Origin of the sequence: Pectobacterium atrosepticum (genome assembly GCF_000740965.1) — a bacterium.
Classification (GTDB): domain Bacteria; phylum Pseudomonadota; class Gammaproteobacteria; order Enterobacterales; family Enterobacteriaceae; genus Pectobacterium; species Pectobacterium atrosepticum.
In genome coordinates, this window is sequence record NZ_CP009125.1 from 1471728 (window position 1) to 1491490 (window position 19763).

Here is a 19763-nt window from a genome sequence, read left to right on the forward strand (position 1 = left end):
ATTTCTATTTATTCGGTGAGGCCATCTTTTTCTGCAAGGTAAGGGTCGGCATAACCCATACTTTGCATAATTTCGGTTTCCAGCGCTTCCATTTCTTCGGCTTCGCTGTCTTCGATGTGGTCATACCCTAGCAGATGCAGGCTACCATGGACAACCATGTGCGCCCAGTGCTCTTCTACGGTTTTTTCCTGCTCTACGGCTTCGCGTTCCACAACCTGACGGCAGATGATTAAATCGCCAAGCAGAGGAAGCTCGACTTCAGGCGGTGCCTCAAAAGGAAACGACAGCACGTTAGTCGGTTTGTCCTTACCGCGATAGGTGTTATTCAGGTCGCGACTTTCGGCCTCATCCACGATACGGATGGTGACTTCAGAGACTTCCTGAAACTGCGGTAGAACGCCTTCCAGCCAGCGCTGAAAGTCTTTTTCTTCCGGCAATCCCTGTGCTTGCTCGCTGGCGATTTGTAAATCGAGAATCACCTGACTCATTTTTGCTCCTGATCTGATGCCGCCGCCTGTGCTTCCCGCTTACGCTGTTCTGCTAAGGCGTCTTTACGTTTCTGGTCGGCATTTTCCCATGCTTCATAGGCATTCACAATCCGCGCAACCACCGGATGGCGTACTACGTCTTCGCTGTGGAAAAAGTTAAAGCTGATCTCTTCCACATCGGCCAGTACTTCAATCGCGTGACGTAAGCCAGATTTCAGACTCTTCGGCAGGTCGATCTGTGTGACGTCACCGGTGATGACAGCTTTTGAGTTGAACCCGATGCGTGTCAGGAACATTTTCATCTGTTCGGTGGTGGTGTTCTGGCTTTCATCCAGAATGATAAAGGCATCGTTCAGCGTTCGGCCACGCATGTAAGCCAGTGGCGCAACTTCAATCACGTTACGTTCGATGAGCTTCTCGACACGCTCAAAGCCCAGCATTTCAAACAGGGCATCATAGAGTGGGCGCAGGTAGGGATCGACTTTCTGGCTAAGATCGCCAGGCAGGAAGCCCAGCTTCTCACCGGCTTCGACCGCTGGGCGTGTTAACAGAATACGGCGAATATCTTGACGCTCCAATGCATCCACGGCGGCTGCAACTGCTAAGTAGGTTTTCCCCGTTCCCGCAGGGCCAACGCCGAACGTGATGTCGTGATCGAGGATGTTGGCGACATACTTCGCCTGATTCGGCGTGCGCGGTTTGATCACGCCGCGTTTGGTGCGGATATTGACCACTTTTCCATAGTCAGGAACGTGTTCCGCAGACTGTTCCAGCACGCGAGATTCTTTAATCGCAAGATGAATTTGTTCAGGCTCGATATCACCGATGACGCCGCGCACTGGAGCCGTATCGACATACAGGCGTTGCAGGATATCGGCGGCAGCTTGCGTCAGCAGGTTTTTGCCGATCAGTTTAAATTGATTATCCCGGCGGTTGATCTCGATGCCTAAACGACGCTCTAACTGTTTAATATTGTCATCAAACGGGCCGCAAAGGCTGAGCAGGCGTTGGTTATCTGCGGGTTCAAGGGCAATTTCTTTTGTCGTTACGTTCAAATTATTCCTCTTGAGCGTTACTGTACTGGCACTATTTCTGCCCGTACAAAATGAACTGTTATCCGATGGCCTGATGTTTCCGCCATGTGAGTGAATTATTCATCGTGAATGCCCGATGCTGCAAGTCACAATAATGATATTGGGATGCTGCCTCGCAAAAGCAAATGTAAGCGCTTTGAAATTGAAACAGGTTGAAGGCTAAGAATAGCCTGCTATAACAAATGCACGATCAGCGACCCGAAGGGGGGCTGCAGTGGTAGTCAACCATAAAAAATGGGTGACAAAGCCACCCATCATTGCGCTTAGGCTAGAATGAACATCGATTACGGCTGGTAGAATCCAACGCCGATTTCATTCTCTTTGCGAGTACGAGCAATCACGGAAGACGGCGATTCGTGTACGCGCAGATCCATTTGATCTTCGGTCCGCACCACGATGCCACGCAGTGAGTTGGTATAAACGTCAACGATTTCAACATCGACGAATTTACCGATCATATCCGGCGTGCCTTCGAAGTTGACGACACGGTTATTTTCCGTGCGGCCTGATAGCTCCATCACGCTCTTACGTGAGGTGCCTTCCACCAGAATGCGCTGGACGGTGCCCAGCATGAGGCGGCTAAACCGCATTGCCTGCTTGGTGATGCGGTCTTGCAGAAGGTACAGACGTTGTTTTTTTTCTTCTTCGAGCACGTCATCGACCATATCCGCAGCCGGTGTTCCCGGACGGGCGGAATAGACAAAGCTGTAGCTCATATCGAAATTCACATCGGCAATCAACTTCATGGTCTGTTCAAAGTCAGCCTGCGTTTCGCCAGGGAAGCCGATGATAAAGTCAGAGCTAATCAGGATGCCTGGACGCGCGTTATGCAGCTTACGGATAATGGCTTTGTATTCTAGCGCGGTATGGCGGCGTTTCATCATCGTCAGTACGCGGTCAGAGCCGCTTTGCACTGGCAAATGCAGGAAGCTGACCAGCTCCGGCGTGTCTTCATAAACGCTGATAATATCGTCTGTGAATTCAATTGGATGGCTGGTGGTGAAGCGAACACGGTCGATCCCGTCAATAGCGGCGACCAGACGCAGCAGTTCAGCAAAAGAGCAGATTTCACCGTCATAGGTTTCGCCGCGATAGGCGTTAACGTTCTGCCCCAAAAGGTTAACTTCACGCACGCCTTGCGCGGCAAGTTGAGCGATTTCAAATAGCACATCATCGCATGGGCGGCTGACTTCTTCGCCGCGGGTATAAGGCACAACGCAGAATGTGCAATATTTATTGCAGCCTTCCATGATGGAAACGAATGCCGTCGGCCCATCGGCACGCGGTTCTGGCAGACGGTCAAATTTTTCGATTTCAGGGAAACTGATGTCAACGATGGGGCTACGCGTGCCCTGAACGTGATTAATCATTTCCGGTAGGCGGTGTAACGTTTGTGGGCCAAAAATAACGTCAACGTAGTGCGCACGTTCACGAATATGCGCGCCTTCCTGCGATGCAACGCAGCCACCAACGCCAATAATAAGATTCGGATTAAGATCTTTCAGCGCTTTCCAGCGACCAAGTTGATGGAAGACCTTTTCCTGCGCCTTTTCACGGATCGAGCAGGTATTGAGCAGCAAAACATCGGCTTCTTCAGCGATTTCCGTTAGCTCATAGCCGTGCGTACTTCCCAGTAAATCAGCCATCTTTGATGAATCGTACTCATTCATCTGACAGCCCCAGGTTTTAATATGCAGTTTTTTTGTCATCGACTTGCCATTACTCAGTGCGGAAGGAATAAGAAAGATTCCCCTCATTTGGGATGGGTATTGTAATCGTTCGCTGACGTTGTGACCAGTGCCGGAAGCCACGCTGGTTTTATAACCCCTTACTTTCTATAAAAATGCGGCTTTTCTGAAAAATCACCCGCAAATCCAGTACACTATTTTCATGTATTTTTACTGGTGTGAATAAACCAGAACCAGAGGGGATAAAGCCAATATGCATTACGATGCGATTGTGGTTGGCGGTGGAATGGTCGGTGCTGCCGCGGCGCTCGGGCTGGCGCAGCGAGGATTTCAGGTTGCGGTGATTGAGCAGGAAATGCCGACGCCGTTTGATGCCACCAGTCCGCCAGATTTACGGATCTCGGCGATTGGCTATGCGTCGGTTGCGCTACTGAAAGAACTGGATGCATGGCCGCGAGTACAGCAAATGCGCAGCGCGCCTTATCGCCGGCTGGAAACCTGGGAATGGGCGAACGCCAGAGTTGTTTTCGATGCTGCCGACATTCACCTGCCTGAACTGGGTTTTATGGTGGAAAACCGTGTGCTGCAACTGGCACTCTGGGAAAGTTTGCAGGAGGAGGAGCGTTGCCGATGTTATTGCCCTGCTACACCGCAGGGTCTGCAACGTACGGATGATGGCTGGTGTTTACAGCTTGCTGATGGGCAGAAGCTGACGGCTTCTCTGGTGATTGGTGCTGATGGCGCAAACTCTCAGGTTCGTCAGTGGGCAGGGATTGGTATTAGCGGCTGGCAGTATCGTCAGTCTTGTATGTTGATCGGCGTTGAAACGTCGCAACCCCAGCAGGATGTTACCTGGCAGCAGTTCACTCCGAGTGGCCCGCGTGCGTTTTTACCGCTATTTGACCAATGGGGATCGCTGGTGTGGTATGACAGCCCACAGCGTATTCGCCAGCTTCAGGCGATGCCGCTTGCACAGCTGGATAAAGAAATTGCGGCTGCGTTTCCTGAGCGGTTGGGCACGGTCAAAGTGATCTCTGCTGGGTCATTTCCGCTGGTCAGACGCCATGCGCAAACTTATATCAAGCCTGGCTTGGTACTGCTGGGTGATGCCGCGCATACCATCAATCCGCTGGCGGGGCAGGGGGTTAATCTGGGATATCGTGATGTTGAGGCGCTGCTGGATGTGTTGATTAACGCGCGCAATGCGGGAGAACAATGGGCTTCTGAACGTGTATTACGGCGCTATCAGTGCCGCCGTATGCCGGATAACCTGATGATGCAAAGCGGGATGGATTTATTCTATAGCGCATTCAGTAACGCGTTACCGCCGCTGAGTTTTGCGCGCAATATGGCATTAATGGTTGCACAGCGCGCTGGCGTGTTAAAACAGCGCGCATTGAAATACGCGATTGGCGTCTGACTGATTATGGGGATACCGCCCACTACAGTGCTGGCTCGGCGGTGAAGATAATATCGGTGTCCGCATTAGTTGTTGCCATAAAGCGAACATTTCCTATCTGCCGAACGCCTTTACCTGAGGTCTGGCTATCCTGAAGCAGGCCGAACATCATCTCGGTCACCTCAGGGCTTTCGAGGCTATTTTCACCTGATAACGTGCTCTCACCCAATAGCGCAGAAAACGCGGCAGTGACGATTTGCAGGTTCTGTCTTGTTGCTTCGGCGGATTCTGACGCGGCGTTGAGTATCACGATTCCATTAAGCTGTTGGCTTTTACTCTCTATCGACCCAATTAATCCAACGTGCTCGTTAAAAATGTGCTGGAAATCATCGACGGACGTTCCCTTTTCCACACTAATGGTTAGTTTGAGAGGGATATTGAGTTTCGTCAGATTGGCATTCATCCGGTCAGCGAACGTTTGCGCTGACATCTTGAAAGAAGCTGTGCCGACAGCATAAGTTGGTGTGAGAAAGCAAAACAGCAACGCAACGCTGAGTAGCAGTTTGCTTAATTGCACACGCATGGCAGATCGCCATGACTTGCTGATGCTATTCTGTCGTGGAGCCACAACGCAGCTGAAATCATGAGTAACAGAGTATGTTGATAAAACCTTCATGACTGCCCTTTTGGGAAAATCGAATAATTGATTTGGATATGTTAGCACCAGACTATGTTAATACCAGACATAAGAAAACGGGTGCAACAGTCCCGTAGCTATAACTGGGCTTCTGGTGTTACAGCTTTCCTTCTGCAATATCGAAGTTAACCGTTTCTTTAGTTTTCAGATCTAAAGTGCATGCGTAGGTCATCGTCATTTTTGCGTTAAAGCCATTTTTGAATTTAATTTTGTCGCCGATGAACGTTAGCTGATTGTTTTTACTGTCTAGCAGAAAGCGGGAAAAGATATTATCGAGTATATCATCAGCCCATTCGTAATCGTACTTTGAGGCCTTTTCTACAAGAGGTTTACAGGAAACTGTAGCGTCAACTACGTTGGCTTTGAAAAGGCATTGCCCATCGGTAGGGCTACAAGTTTTTGGTTCTGTGTTTTCGTCATCACTACTAACCCAATGGAATATTCCCCACCCGATAGCAACTAGAATAACTACGGCAACTAACGACATGCTCAATGTGACGCCTGGGTCTTTAATCCCACAGTGCGGACATATTTTTTCCGATGTGGATACTTCTTTTCTACACTCTTTGCATTTCGTTAATGCCATGCGGAAATTCCTTCTTCAAATAACAACTGAGAAAATTGAACATCACAAGAGACGCATTTTCTCTTTCTGTCGCCACTTTGTCGCCACGCATAAGAAAACGGGGCGACGTCTTTCGACTGTCGCCCCGTTTCTTTGCTGTTTTACCAGCATATTTGGCTGGGGTACGAGGATTCGAACCTCGGATGCCGGAATCAGAATCCGGTGCCTTACCGCTTGGCGATACCCCAAAAATTTGGTGGCTACGACGGGAATCGAACCTGTGACCCCAGCATTATGAGTGCTGTGCTCTAACCAGCTGAGCTACGTAGCCAAATGTACTGCTATTATTACTTCACTTCAACAAAATCTTCTACTATCAAGTAGATGGCTGGGGTACCTGGATTCGAACCAGGGAATGCTGGTATCAAAAACCAGTGCCTTACCGCTTGGCGATACCCCATCAGGACAACGAATTTTTCAGCATACATTTTGAAATGGCTGGGGTACCTGGATTCGAACCAGGGAATGCCGGTATCAAAAACCGGTGCCTTACCGCTTGGCGATACCCCAATCACTACAAAATACCAACAGGCTTCGAAAAACGATGCCAAACCGAGAAGATGATATGGTGCGGGAGGCGAGACTTGAACTCGCACACCTTGCGGCGCCAGAACCTAAATCTGGTGCGTCTACCAATTTCGCCACTCCCGCAAAAAGATGGTGGCTACGACGGGAATCGAACCTGTGACCCCAGCATTATGAGTGCTGTGCTCTAACCAGCTGAGCTACGTAGCCATCTTTTTTGCGTCACCTTCATCGGCGTTGCGGGGCGCATTATGCGTAGTTGGTCTAATTGCGTCAACTAGTTTTTTCCCGAAAAGGGCCCACAATGTATCGTTTGTTTGGGTTGTGAACAGTATGGTGAGAAAAACGCCAAAAAGCACGCATTCGCAGTCAATTAAGCATACAAAACGGGCCATAAAGGCCCGTTGATTGATGAAATTAAATCGAATTATTTGTAGGCTGATTGGTGTACACCAACCGCGCGTCCTGATGGGTCATCCAGTGTTTTGAAGGATTCATCCCACTCAATCGCTTTAGCAGACGAACAGGCGACTGACGGGCCTCCAGGGACACATTCTGCTGCACTCGAAACCGGGAACAGCTCTTCGAAGATTTCACGGTACAGGTAGGCTTCTTTGGAGCCTGGCGTATTGTATGGGAAGCGAAAGCGTGCAGTTTCCAATTGTTGATCGGTAACCTGGTTGGCAGCCACTTCTTTCAGCGTGTCGATCCAGCTGTAGCCCACGCCATCAGAGAACTGTTCTTTCTGACGCCATGCAACGCTGTGCGGCAGATAGGATTCAAAGCACTCGCGCAGGATGTGTTTTTCCATCTTGCCGTTGCCGCACATTTTGTCGCGCGGGTTGATGCGCATGGCAACATCGAGGAAGTTTTTGTCCAGGAAAGGTACACGAGCTTCCACGCCCCAGGCCGACATCGCTTTGTTAGCACGGGCGCAGTCATACTGGTGCAGTGCTAGCAGTTTACGCACGGTTTCTTCATGCAGCTCTTTGGCGTTTGGCGCTTTGTGGAAATAGAGGTAGCCGCCGAACACTTCGTCAGAACCTTCACCTGACAGCACCATCTTGATGCCCATCGCTTTGATTTTACGTGACATCAAGTACATCGGCGTTGAGGCACGAATCGTGGTGACGTCATAGGTTTCGATGTGATAAATCACGTCGCGAATCGCATCCAGCCCTTCCTGCACGGTGAAATGGATTTCGTGGTGCACGGTACCTAAGTGTTTAGCGACTTCCTGCGCGGCTTTCAAATCTGGCGCACCTTCCAAACCAACAGCGAAAGAGTGCAACTGAGGCCACCATGCTTCACTGCGCGCGTCATCTTCTACGCGACGTGCGGCATATTTTTTGGTGATTGCGGAGATAACGGAAGAATCCAGACCGCCAGAAAGCAACACGCCGTAAGGCACGTCAGACATCAGGTGGCTTTTCACCGCTTCTTCGAGCGCATCGTGCAGCGCTACTTTATCCGTTTCGTTGTCTTTTACCGCATCGTAATCAAACCAGTCACGCTGGTAATATTCACGGATTTCACCGTCTTTGCTCCACAGGTAGCTGCCTGCTGGGAATTCTTTGATGGTACGACAAACTGGCACCAGCGCTTTCATTTCAGAAGCGACGTAGAGGTTACCGTGCTCATCGTAGCCCATATACAGCGGGATAATCCCGAGGTGGTCACGGCCAATCAGGTAGGCGTCTTTTTCGCTGTCATACAGCGCAAAGGCGAACATGCCTCGCAGTTCGTCCAGGAATTCAGGGCCTTTTTCCTGATACAGGGCAAGGATGACTTCGCAGTCGGAGCCTGTCTGAAACGCGTAACGGTCACCGTATTGCTGACGCAATGCCTGATGGTTATAAATTTCACCGTTAACGGCCAGAATGTGGGTGCGCTCGGCGTTGTAAAGCGGCTGTGCCCCCGTGTTGACGTCAACGATAGACAGACGCTCGTGAGCCAGAATCGCTTTGTCGCTGGCATAAACGCCGGACCAGTCTGGTCCGCGGTGACGCATTAAACGGGATAATTCCAGTGCTTTCTTACGCAGTTCAACAGGATCGCTTTTCAGATCAAGCACACCAAAAATAGAACACATACATGACTCCCAATAATTACGGATTCGAACTTAGTACCATTGATTTAGCATCAAAGTGCCATAGGAATTCAATATTATTTAATGAAAAAAGCGATTGGTGTGGTGTTTCGTTAATTTATTGGGTTTTTTGGTGTTGATTCGTCAAATTCATGCAAGGGAAAGGCCGGGTTTTTAGTGATTACATAATCCGGCCAGAAAAGGAATCAGGCGTTTTCGAGCAATTGTTGTAGTAGAACACCGTTTAGCATCGCACGTTTGACCAATGCGAAAGCGCTGATGGCGGAAAGATGGTTAAGGCTGGATATCTCAATCGGCAGGTTATGACGAAATTCTTTTAGTACCTGCGTGTTGATGCAGCGTTGAATCGCAGGAAGCAGCGTTTTTTCTGCTTCGGTAATTTCACCAGCAATCACGACTTTCTGTGGATTGAACAGATTGATCGCGATGGAAAGCGCTTTACCGAGATTGAGCCCAACCTGTTCAATGACCTCACGGGCGAGGTCATCGCCCCGGTTAGCCGCTTTGCAAATTGCTGAAATAGAACTGTTATTCGCAGAAAGTTTGCTGGGATAGCCCTGACGTAGCAGATGTTGTACGCGTTGTTCAATTGCTCCGTTGGCGACGATGGTTTCCAGACAACCGAAGTTACCGCAGTGGCAGCGATCGCCGAGTGGATCGATCTGAATATGACCGATCTCGCCGACGTTGCCGTTACTGCCGAGAAATATTTGTCCGTTGACGAGAATTCCTGCGCCTGTACCTCGATGCACACGTACCAGAATAGAATCCAGAGAGTCGTGGGTGGCCCCAAAATAGTGCTCCGCCAGTGCCAGACTGCGGATGTCGTGACCGACAAAGCTGGTGACGTTGAAGTGGCGTTGCAGATTTTCGACCAGTTTCCAGTTATTCACGCTGATATGTGGCATATAACGGACGATGCCTGCAACGGGATCGACGAGTCCTGGTAGCACCACAGAGATTGCAATAAGCTCGCGGATACGGCGCTGGTGGCTGGCAATAAAATCGCTGATAGACTGAAAGAGTGTGGCCTCCAGCGACGCCTGTGTTTTTTCTTGCAGCTCGTAGTGCATTTCTTCCAGCGCTTTTCCCTGTAAATCGTACAGCGCAATGGTGGCGTCATAACGACCGAGACGTACGGCGATGGTATGGAAAGGGCGGTTTTCGGTGATAATTGAAATGGCGCGTCTACCGCCAGTTGAAGCCTGCTGATCGACTTCTTTGATGAGCCCGCGCTCCAAAAGCTGGCGGGTTATTTTGGTGACGCTGGCGGGAGCAAGCTGGCTTTGCTCTGCTATCTGAATCCGTGAGATCGGGCCTTGCTGATCAATCAGGCGGTAAACCACCGCACTGTTTAATTGCTTAACCAGATCGACATTCCCTATCTGCGCCTGTCCGCCTGTGGTCATTAAAAGGTTACTCGCTTCTTTAGGTATAACGCGTTGTTTCGTCAACATGGGGTAAACCTTATCTCGGTTTCCCCCAACGTATTTCCGCTTTACCCCAAGACGCTTTTCGCTTTATCCCCAAACAGGATTACCGTTAACAAACGTCTTGAGAATGTGATAATCACGGTCAAATGCGGTCAGATTAGCCACTTTACCGCTTTCAATGCTGCCTAACTGCTTATCGACGCCGATGGCACGAGCCGGATAGAGCGTTGCCATCCGAATAGCTTCATCCAGTGCGATTCCAGCGTGTTCGACGCTATTACGCACGGCGTCGATCATTGTCAGTGCAGAGCCGCTTAGGGTGCCGTGTTCATCGACACAAATGCCATCACGGTAGTATATGGTTTTACCAGCAAAAATGAACTGGTCAATATCTGCGCCCGCTGGTGCTGTGGCGTCGGTCACCAGCACCAGTTTATCGCCCTTAATGCGCTTGCTGTTGCGAATATTGGCCCAGTCTACGTGACGTCCATCCGCGATAATGCCGCAATAGACTTCCGGGGCATCGTAAATTGCGCCGACTAGCCCGGGTTCACGGCCAGTCAGATATGGCATTGCGTTGAACAGGTGAGTGGCGAAGCGAATGCCAGCGGAAAAACCCTGCTTAGCCTGTTCCCAGGTCGCGTTAGAGTGTCCGGCGGAGACGATAATGCCCGCCGCCGTTAACTGGCGGATAACTGCCGGTTCGACTTCTTCCGGTGCCAGCGTGATTTTCGTAATGGCATCTGCGTTGACACACAGAAAATCGACGAGCGCTTGCGTTGGCTTGCGGATAAAGGCAGGGTCATGTGTGCCTTTTTTTATCACGTTTAGCCACGGGCCTTCGAGATGTAGTCCAAGCGCCTGATGCTTATTCTGCGCCAGCCAGTCTCTCATTACGTTGATGCTGTGTTTCATAAACTCATCGCTGGAGGTAATCAGCGTGGGTAAAAAACTGGTACAGCCTGAACGCTGGTTCGCCTGCTGCATGATCTCCAGCGTTTTGACGGAGATCGTGTCCAGCGAGTCGTTAAATTGCACACCGCCGCAGCCGTTCAGTTGGAGATCGATAAATCCTGGAGCGAGAAACGCACCGCTCAGGTCGTGTTGTTCAATGCCGGCAGGGAGCTCAGCAACCGAGCAGATTCGCTCGATCAGCCCATTGGCAATCACGACGGCGTGATTATCCAGAATCTGATGGCCGGTGAAAATCCGGCTATGGGTTAACGCGTACATCATCGACTCCCGCGATCGGTTAGAGGTTCTTCATACTTTCCGTTTCTAACTCACGGAAGTATTTAACGGTTTTTACCTTCAACTCCATCGTTGACGGTTCGTCGCAAACCATGATGGCTTTGGCATGAAGTTGCAGACAGCTGATGGTCCACATGTGGTTGACGTTGCCTTCTACCGCAGCCTGTAGCGCCTGTGCCTTGTTACGACCGGTCACCAGAATCATCACTTCTTCGGCATCCAGCAACGTACCGACGCCCACTGTCAGGGCAAATTTAGGCACCAGACTGACGTCCCCGCCGAAGAAACGGGAATTCGCGATACGGGTTTCTTCCGTCAACGTTTTGATGCGGGTGCGGGAAGCCAAAGAGGAGGCGGGCTCATTGAAGGCGATGTGTCCGTCATTGCCCACGCCGCCCATGAAAAGATGAATTTTCCCGTAGGACTTTATTTTCTCTTCATAACGGCGACATTCTGCTGTGGTGTCTGCTGCGTTGCCGTTCAGCAGGTTAATGTTTTCACGCAGGATATCAATGTGATTGAAGAAATTCTGATGCATGAAGGTATGATAGCTTTCCGGATGATCGGTTGGCAGACCGACATATTCATCCATATTGAAGGTCACTACGTGTTTGAAGCTCACCAGACCCGCTTTATGCATGGTGACCAGCGATTTATACGCTTCCAGCGGTGAAGTTCCTGTCGGTAACCCAAGAATGAAGGGGCGCTCAGCGCTGGGCTTGAAAGCGTTAATTTTCTCAACAATGTGGCGGGCGGCCCATTTTCCGACGTCGGCGGCGGTAGTTAAGGGAATGAGTCTCATCAGCGCTCTCCTGATTTTTTAGTGGAATTAAATACGTTATTGCGTAAATCGCGCCAGTCGCGCGTTTTGTCTGTGCATTAAAATTAGTCTACTCCGTTTTTTTTAATCTTGAAATAAGTTGGGGTTTTATTCAGGTATAAAGTTTTTGTATGCAGTTTTTTGGTGATTTTTATCACATAATTACGGGGTTTAATTTGTGTAGCGAATTATTTTTCTTACACTCCCCTAAGAACCACCACTGGGCCTGTTTTTTCGACAATGAAGCTTTTTGGTAGTGAAGTTTTTCGGCAGTAAAATTTATTGGCAGGTTTGTTTGCCCTACAACATTTCATTTACCTCGCAAAGGTAAGAGAGGGAAAAGTGAGTATTCTGAGCTATTTACAAAAAATCGGCCGGGCATTGATGGTGCCTGTCGCGACGCTGCCTGCTGCCGCTATCCTGATGGGGATAGGTTATTGGATTGATCCGGTTGGTTGGGGAAGTGAGAACGCGTTGGCGGCACTATTCCTCAAATCGGGTGGGGCGATCATTGAGAATATGGCGGTGCTGTTTGCGGTGGGCGTCGCTTACGGTATGTCGAAAGATAAGGATGGTGCGGCCGCATTGACCGGCTTTGTCGGTTATCTGGTGCTCACTACGCTGTGTTCACCGGCTGTTGTCGCCATGATCCAACGGATCCCTGTTGAACTGGTGCCGACTGCGTTTGGCAAGATTGAAAACCAGTTCATCGGTATTCTGGTCGGTGTGATGTCCGCTGAACTGTATAACCGTTTCAGTCAGGTTGAATTGCCTAGAGCGCTATCTTTCTTCAGCGGACGCCGGTTGGTGCCGATTCTGGTTTCTTTCTTGATGATTCTGGTGGCGTTTATTTTAATGTCCATCTGGCCAGCAATTTACAATGTACTGGTGTCGTTCGGTGAATACATTCAACAGTTAGGATCGGTTGGCGCTGGGCTCTATGCGTTCTTTAACCGCTTGCTGATCCCCGTAGGGTTACACCATACGCTTAATTCCGTGTTCTGGTTTGATGTCGCGGGTATTAACGATATTCCTAACTTCCTGGCCGGCCAACAGTCTATCGATTCTGGCAAAGCTGTGGTGGGGATTACCGGACGTTATCAGGCGGGCTTCTTCCCTATAATGATGTTCGGCCTGCCGGGAGCTGCACTGGCGATTTACCACTGCGCGCGCCCTGAGAACAAAAGTAAAGTTGCCGGGATTATGCTGGCGGCGGCGTTTGCTTCATTCTTCACTGGGATCACTGAACCGCTGGAATTCTCATTCATGTTCGTGGCGCCAGTGCTGTACTTCCTGCATGCGTTACTGACGGGTTTTTCCGTCTTTATCGCTGCCAGTATGCATTGGATTGCTGGGTTTGGCTTCAGTGCCGGTCTGGTGGATATGGTGCTGTCCTCGCGTAACCCGCTAGCCACTCAATGGTACATGCTGATAGCGCAGGGGTTGGTGTTCTTCGTCATTTATTATGTGGTGTTCCGCTTCACGATTACTCGCTTCAATCTGTTAACACCGGGACGTGAACTGGCAGTGAGCGGTAGCGAAGCCGATGGATATGACGTGAGTACCGCATCTGCGGGTGATAAATCAAGCGATACGGCGACGTTGGCGCGTGGCTATTTGCAGGCGCTTGGCGGCAAAGCCAACCTGATCGGCATCGATGCCTGTATCACGCGTTTGCGTTTGAATGTAGCTGACTCTTCTCTGGTTGATGATGCTCAGGCGAAACGTCTTGGTGCGGCAGGTGTTATTCGTCTGAATAAGCAGAGCGTACAGATTGTCGTGGGCACGCAAGCTGAATCGATAGCAATTGCGCTGAAAGCGGAACATGACAAAGCGTAATGTGACGGCGTTATTTGTTTAACGCGGTGTTATGTCGATGAAAGTGATGGGCGAGATAGCAATCTCGCCCTTTTTTTTCGTTATGAATAATTAAATGAAACTAACGGTTGTTTCCCAGCGTAGCTTGTTGGATCATTGTTGGTTATACGTCGTTTTAGCATTGAGGAATGAAGAATGAGTGAGGCTGAAGCCCGCCCAACCAACTTTATCCGTCAGATTATCGATGAAGATCTGGCGTCCGGTAAGCATGACCATATTCAGACGCGTTTCCCGCCAGAGCCGAACGGCTACCTGCATATTGGGCATGCAAAGTCTATTTGCCTGAATTTTGGGATCGCGCGTGACTACCAGGGGCAATGCAACCTGCGTTTTGACGACACCAATCCGGTAAAAGAAGATATTGAATACGTTGAGTCGATCAAACGTGACGTCGAGTGGCTGGGTTTTTCATGGAGCGGCGACGTTCGCTATTCTTCTGATTATTTCGATCAACTGCACGCTTATGCGGTTGAACTGATTGGTAAAGGATTGGCTTACGTTGATGAACTGACGCCTGAACAAATTCGTGAATACCGTGGCACGCTGACGGCGCCGGGTAAAAATAGTCCTTATCGCGATCGTACCGTACAGGAAAATCTGGCGCTGTTTGAAAAAATGCGCAACGGCGGGTTTGCTGAAGGTACTGCTTGTTTGCGTGCAAAAATCGATATGGCATCATCCTTTATCGTGATGCGCGATCCGGTGTTGTATCGCATTAAATTTGCCGATCACCACCAGACGGGTAATAAGTGGTGCATCTACCCGATGTATGACTTTACTCACTGTATTTCCGATGCGCTGGAAGGGATCACGCATTCTCTGTGTACGCTGGAATTCCAGGATAACCGCCGCCTGTACGACTGGGTGCTGGATAATATCTCCATTCCTTGCCACCCACGTCAGTACGAGTTTTCTCGGCTTAATCTCGAATACGCAATTATGTCCAAGCGTAAGCTGAATCAGCTGGTTGTGGAAAATGTCGTTGAAGGATGGGACGATCCGCGTATGCCGACCATCTCTGGCCTGCGCCGCCGTGGTTATAGTGCGTCTTCTATCCGTGAATTTTGTGTGCGTATCGGCGTAACGAAGCAGGATAACAACGTGGAAATGGCAGCGCTTGAATCCTGTATCCGCGACGATCTGAATGAAAACGCTCCGCGTGCGATGGCGGTACTGGATCCGGTCAAAGTGGTGATCGAGAATCTGCCAGCCGGGCACGAAGAGTTTGTTGCGATGCCAAATCACCCGAACAAGCCAGAAATGGGCTCGCGTCAGGTGGCATTCAGCCGTGAAGTTTACATCGATCGTGCTGACTTCCGTGAAGAAGCTAACAAGCAGTACAAGCGTTTGGTTTTGGGTAAAGAAGTTCGCCTGCGTAATGCCTATGTGATCAAAGCCGATCGCATTGAAAAAGACGAGCAGGGCACCATCACCACGATTTACTGTAGCTATGATGCGGAAACGCTGAGCAAAGATCCGGCTGATGGTCGTAAAGTGAAAGGCGTCATCCACTGGGTTTCTGCGGCGCACGCGGTGCCAGCGGAATTCCGTTTGTACGATCGTTTGTTCAGTGTGGCAAACCCTGCGGCGGCGGATGACTTCCTGTCAACGATTAACCCAGACTCACTGAAAATTACGCAAGGTTTTGTAGAAGCGAGTTTGGTGCAGGCTGAAGTAGAGAAAGCGTATCAGTTTGAGCGTGAAGGTTACTTCTGTGCCGATCGCGTTTACTCCAGTGCGGAACACCTGGTGTTTAACCGTACGGTTGGACTACGCGATACTTGGGTAGGCTAAGGTCACTGGTAAGAAGACAAAAATAAAACCGCCTCGGCGGTTTTATTTTTTTGTGCGGTCGATTTATCGTGTGGAGTCGTGCAGAGTTTCGTCCTCTCTGCAATCCCCTTCACTGCAATGCCCATAGAGATACAGACTGTGGTTGGACAGTTTAATGCCGTGTCTTTCTGCGATCTCGCGCTGACGTGCTTCGATAGATTCATCGCGGAATTCAATGACTTTGCCACAGTCGAGGCAAATTAAGTGATCGTGATGATGCTGCTGCGTCAATTCAAAGACGGATTTGCCACCTTCGAAGTTATGACGGGTTACGATACCCGCATCATCAAACTGGTTGAGTACGCGATAGACAGTAGCAAGACCAATCTCTTCGCCCATATCAATCAGTCTCTTTATATAATCTTCCGCACTGACGTGATGGCTGACAGGATCCTGTAACACTTCCAGTATTTTCAGTCTTGGAAGAGTGACTTTCAGGCCGGCCTTCTTTAATGCGGTATTGTTGTCAGTCATGCGGGTTTAGTCCTGTTGCTTACTTATCAATGGAGGCTGCCTAGCCTATGACATCGGTCGGCTTAAAAAATCTAATCACATCTCAATTATAGAACTGCGCATACAAAATGAAAACAAGGGAATGTTAACAATATTGTCCCCACTCACACTACTGATATACAACGCAATCTATTGTTGATGAATGAGGAAATGGTGATGCACGTATAAAACCGATGGGATTATTGTACAGGTTTACTGATAGAAGTTAAAAAAATGTATCAATTATTATGAAAGGTTTTACCTATCAATGCTGTTTTGGCTCTGATAGGGGATATCAGAGCCAAAATGGCTTAGCCAACCAGCTCTTTCAGATTCAGTTCATCGCTGATCTGCTTCACCCACGTCGTTACACGTTCGTTGGTGAGTTCAGGCTGACGGTCTTCATCGATAGCTAAACCAATGAAGTGATTGTCGTCGGCGAGCCCTTTAGAGGCTTCAAAGTAATAGCCTTCAGTTGGCCAGTGGCCGACAATCGTCGCGCCGCGAGGCTCAATAATGTCACGAATGGTGCCCATGGCATCACAGAAGTATTCCGCATAGTCTTCCTGATCGCCGCAACCAAACAGAGCAACCAATTTTCCTGTGAAATCAACTTCTTCCAGTGACGGGAAAAAGTCATCCCAATCACATTGAGCTTCACCGTAATACCAGGTTGGAATACCCAACAGCAGAATATCGAAACCTTCGAGGTCTTCTTTGCTGCTTTTAGCGATGTCATGAACATCCGCAACGCCGGTGCCTAACTGCTGTTGGATCGTTTTGGCAATGTTTTCAGTGTTGCCTGTATCGCTGCCAAAGAATATTCCGATGAGTGCCATGAATTGAATAACCTCTTGATTCCTAATGGTATGGTGTAATATTTCACCCACTTATCTGTTAATAATAACAGACACTCACATCTGGAGAAACTCGTATCGGTAAGGATGCGTAAATCAAGGGCGGGTGAAAGGAGGAGGTAAAGAAGGGAAACGAAAGCATCTCTGCTGACGCTAAAATCCCCATAATTAATAGGGTTTATGTTATTGTCTGAGGTTAAACGCCTATTTCCTTAGTGTTATCGCGGTTATTTATTTATAACAATGTTTCATTTTTTATGAATCTGCTTTTTATTTTCATGACTTGTCCCGGTTGTAATTAAAAGCAGACTTCTCTTTGTGAAAATAAAAGTCACGCAACGGTACCTTACTATTCAGGAGAATTAAAATGTATATAAAGATAATGTTTTTATCGAATTGAAGACCTGTAACATTTTTCGGGAATATTCCTAATGAAGATGAGTGAGAATTATAACCATTTGCAGCTGAAACGATGCAATGATGTGGGGGATGGTTTTATTTTTTGATGTTAAAGAATAACGTTAAAATCATCTCTCATCACCTTACTGTATCATGGCATATCCATACTAGCCCGCACAGGGTGGAGTGGATGAGGCTTTTACTTGCAACCCTCTGATTAAAATCCTTATATCTATAAAAATAGGTGAGTTTATTCTCAGTGTGAAAAATTATATTAATAAATATAGCGAGAACGCTAAATATTCTCTGCATTTAGCCGATGAGTTAGCGTGGTTTTTGAGTTTTCAACTCGGTGAAATTTGAACGCTAAGGAGAAGTGACCTGTTTCATGGTGTGAATTTTCTGATTCATATCGGTTGATTAGCGATAAAAATCTTTTTAACCATTTTCCTGATTTGGAGTGAGCTATGAGACTTATAAAAAATATTGCCATCAGAACCGCTATGTTATGGGTGCTGGGCGTTTTTTGTGTTCTTTGGGGCGGCGTATCGATATATACCATGTTCTCTTTTAAAGAGATGACGGCGACTTCGAAGACCAGCACCTTGCTGGTTCAGAACATGAATTTTATCAACCAGGGCAACGATCAATACTTCCGTATGGTGACTCGTCTGGCGCGCGCTGTTGATGCTCGTCGTAGTGGTGATAACGCAACCGCAGATAAAGAGCAGGCATCGGCATTAGTTGCACTGGATAAACTGAAGTCTGATCTGGTGGCGTTTAATGCTATCGATCATGCGAGTCTGGACGATGCATTGGTACAGGCTGTCAGCCGTGACTGGAGTAATCTGATTGTTCAAGGTGTTGAGCCGCTTTACCAAAAGGCCGCCGCCAACACGTTGGATGACTACCAAAATCAGGCCAAGGACGTTGTGCCGCCATTGAGTCGCCAGTTTGGCGCATCTCTATCCGCGTTCAGTAACGCCAGCGCAGAGAAATTCGATGCGGCGGGTGTGCGTTTTGAACAAATCACCACAGTTGGGCAGAACATTTTGCTGAGTGGGTTGTTTATCGGCCTTATCATGCTGTTCCTGACCGACCGTTATCTGGTTGTGTGCCTGGTTCGCCCGTTGAATGACCTGCGCTATCACTTTAGCGTGATTGCTTCTGGTCACCTGGGCAAGCCAATTCTGGACTTTGGTAATAACTGTGTCGGTCGTCTGTTCCCACTGCTTCGTGAAATGCAGGGGAGTTTGGCTACTACCGTTAGCACAATCAGAAATAGCACGGATTCTATCTATCAGGGTGCTTCTGAGATTGCTGCGGGTAACAACGATCTGTCATCTCGTACCGAAGAGCAGGCTTCCGCGCTGGAAGAAACCGCAGCCAGCATGGAGCAACTGACGGCGACGGTGAAACAGAACGCCGAAAACGCCAACCACGCCAGCCAACTGGCATTACAAGCCTCGACAACGGCGAAGAAGGGCGGTGAAATTGTTGAAAACGTGGTGAAAACCATGGCGGAAATATCCGGTAGTTCAAGAAAAATCGCAGAAATCACAACCGTTATTAACGGCATTGCTTTCCAGACCAACATTCTGGCACTTAACGCAGCGGTAGAAGCGGCGCGTGCGGGTGAACAGGGGCGTGGGTTTGCCGTAGTTGCAGGAGAAGTTCGCAGTCTGGCGCAGCGCAGTGCGCAGGCAGCGAAAGAGATTGAAGGGCTGATTTCTGAATCGGTTCGCTGTGTGGATACCGGCTCCAATCTGGTTAGCGATGCTGGTGATACCATGCAGGATATCGTCCGTGCGGTTACCAACGTGACAGATATCATGGGGGAAATCGCGTCTGCCTCGGAAGAGCAGAGCAAAGGTATTGCGCAGGTTGGTCAGGCCGTGGCGGAAATGGACAGCGTAACGCAGCAAAACGCCGCGTTGGTTGAACAGGCTTCTTCTGCGGCCTTGTCGCTGGAAGAACAGGCGGCGTTGTTGAACCAGACTGTGTCGCTGTTCCAACTGTCCGATACGCAATCAGCGCTGCAAGTGGCAGCAAAACCGGTGCGAAAAGCACAGGCGATTGCCCCGCGTGCAGGTAAAGCGCTACCGACCAGTAGCGATAACTGGGAAAAATTCTAACTGTTGTTTTAATCCGTGATGGTATTTTTAGTCTTGGAT

General features: G+C 49.2%; 15 protein-coding genes and 6 tRNA genes. 4 read left to right on the top strand and 17 right to left on the bottom strand.

The features are described 5' to 3' along the window. Positions 1-8: 8 nt before the first annotated feature. The 3 genes from ybeY to miaB all read right to left on the bottom strand — a co-directional run bounded on the left by ybeY (position 9) and on the right by miaB (position 3291). Positions 9-488, bottom strand: a complete 480-nt coding sequence (gene ybeY, locus GZ59_RS06480; RefSeq protein ID WP_011092903.1) for an rRNA maturation RNase YbeY — start codon at positions 486-488, stop codon at positions 9-11. Then, a complete protein-coding gene (locus tag GZ59_RS06485) occupies positions 485-1543 on the bottom strand; it encodes a PhoH family protein (protein ID WP_011092904.1) in 1059 nt (352 codons plus the stop codon). The genes ybeY and GZ59_RS06485 overlap by 4 nt, the downstream gene beginning before the upstream one ends. A gap of 323 nt (positions 1544-1866) precedes the next feature. Then, positions 1867-3291, bottom strand: a complete 1425-nt coding sequence (miaB, locus tag GZ59_RS06490) for a tRNA (N6-isopentenyl adenosine(37)-C2)-methylthiotransferase MiaB (RefSeq protein WP_011092905.1) — start codon at positions 3289-3291, stop codon at positions 1867-1869. A 232-nt stretch (positions 3292-3523) separates the two neighbouring features. Between miaB and ubiF the strand changes: the two genes are divergently transcribed. Beyond that, positions 3524-4690, top strand: a complete 1167-nt coding sequence (gene ubiF, locus GZ59_RS06495) for a 3-demethoxyubiquinol 3-hydroxylase (RefSeq protein ID WP_011092906.1) — start codon at positions 3524-3526, stop codon at positions 4688-4690. 22 nt (positions 4691-4712) lie between these two features. Here the strand turns inward: ubiF and GZ59_RS06500 are convergent, their stop codons facing one another. The 12 genes from GZ59_RS06500 to nagB all read right to left on the bottom strand — a co-directional run bounded on the left by GZ59_RS06500 (position 4713) and on the right by nagB (position 12112). Further along, positions 4713-5345, bottom strand: coding sequence for a hypothetical protein (locus tag GZ59_RS06500; protein ID WP_039290767.1), 633 nt, complete (start codon positions 5343-5345; stop codon positions 4713-4715). 118 nt (positions 5346-5463) lie between these two features. Then, positions 5464-5952 carry a zinc ribbon domain-containing protein gene (locus tag GZ59_RS06505; protein ID WP_011092908.1) on the bottom strand — a complete coding sequence of 163 codons (489 nt, stop codon included), beginning with the start codon at positions 5950-5952 and terminating at the stop codon, positions 5464-5466. A gap of 153 nt (positions 5953-6105) precedes the next feature. Continuing rightward, positions 6106-6179: transfer RNA gene (locus tag GZ59_RS06510), tRNA-Gln, on the bottom strand. 6 nt (positions 6180-6185) lie between these two features. Continuing rightward, a tRNA-Met gene (locus GZ59_RS06515) sits at positions 6186-6262 on the bottom strand. Between the two features lie 54 nt (positions 6263-6316). Beyond that, positions 6317-6391: transfer RNA gene (locus tag GZ59_RS06520), tRNA-Gln, on the bottom strand. 35 nt (positions 6392-6426) lie between these two features. After that, positions 6427-6501, bottom strand: a tRNA-Gln gene (locus tag GZ59_RS06525). 56 nt (positions 6502-6557) lie between these two features. Further along, positions 6558-6642: transfer RNA gene (locus GZ59_RS06530), tRNA-Leu, on the bottom strand. 7 nt (positions 6643-6649) lie between these two features. Continuing rightward, positions 6650-6726, bottom strand: a tRNA-Met gene (locus GZ59_RS06535). Positions 6727-6943: 217 nt separating this feature from the next. Then, positions 6944-8608: an asparagine synthase B gene (gene asnB, locus GZ59_RS06540; protein WP_011092909.1), complete on the bottom strand. Its 1665-nt coding sequence runs from the start codon at positions 8606-8608 to the stop codon at positions 6944-6946. A gap of 203 nt (positions 8609-8811) precedes the next feature. Continuing rightward, positions 8812-10035, bottom strand: coding sequence for a DNA-binding transcriptional regulator NagC (gene nagC, locus GZ59_RS06545; RefSeq protein WP_011092910.1), 1224 nt, complete (start codon positions 10033-10035; stop codon positions 8812-8814). A 111-nt stretch (positions 10036-10146) separates the two neighbouring features. Next, positions 10147-11292 carry an N-acetylglucosamine-6-phosphate deacetylase gene (gene nagA / locus GZ59_RS06550; protein WP_039290769.1) on the bottom strand — a complete coding sequence of 382 codons (1146 nt, stop codon included), beginning with the start codon at positions 11290-11292 and terminating at the stop codon, positions 10147-10149. A 19-nt stretch (positions 11293-11311) separates the two neighbouring features. After that, complete coding sequence (nagB, locus tag GZ59_RS06555) at positions 11312-12112, bottom strand: glucosamine-6-phosphate deaminase (RefSeq protein WP_011092912.1); 801 nt, start codon at positions 12110-12112, stop codon at positions 11312-11314. 360 nt (positions 12113-12472) lie between these two features. Here nagB and nagE point away from each other — a divergent pair, with 360 nt between their 5' ends. Both nagE and glnS read left to right on the top strand, forming a co-directional pair. Continuing rightward, on the top strand, positions 12473-13969 hold the full coding sequence (gene nagE, locus GZ59_RS06560) for an N-acetylglucosamine-specific PTS transporter subunit IIBC (protein ID WP_011092913.1): 1497 nt from the start codon (positions 12473-12475) through the stop codon (positions 13967-13969). A 174-nt stretch (positions 13970-14143) separates the two neighbouring features. Further along, on the top strand, positions 14144-15802 hold the full coding sequence (gene glnS, locus GZ59_RS06565) for a glutamine--tRNA ligase (protein ID WP_011092914.1): 1659 nt from the start codon (positions 14144-14146) through the stop codon (positions 15800-15802). A gap of 63 nt (positions 15803-15865) precedes the next feature. Here glnS and fur read toward each other — a convergent pair whose 3' ends face one another. Continuing rightward, complete coding sequence (fur, locus tag GZ59_RS06570; RefSeq protein WP_039290772.1) at positions 15866-16315, bottom strand: ferric iron uptake transcriptional regulator; 450 nt, start codon at positions 16313-16315, stop codon at positions 15866-15868. 329 nt (positions 16316-16644) lie between these two features. After that, a complete protein-coding gene (gene fldA, locus GZ59_RS06575; protein WP_011092916.1) occupies positions 16645-17172 on the bottom strand; it encodes a flavodoxin FldA in 528 nt (175 codons plus the stop codon). 884 nt (positions 17173-18056) lie between these two features. Here fldA and GZ59_RS06580 point away from each other — a divergent pair. Continuing rightward, positions 18057-19724, top strand: coding sequence for a methyl-accepting chemotaxis protein (locus GZ59_RS06580; RefSeq protein WP_039290775.1), 1668 nt, complete (start codon positions 18057-18059; stop codon positions 19722-19724). The last annotated feature ends 39 nt before the right edge of the window (positions 19725-19763 follow it).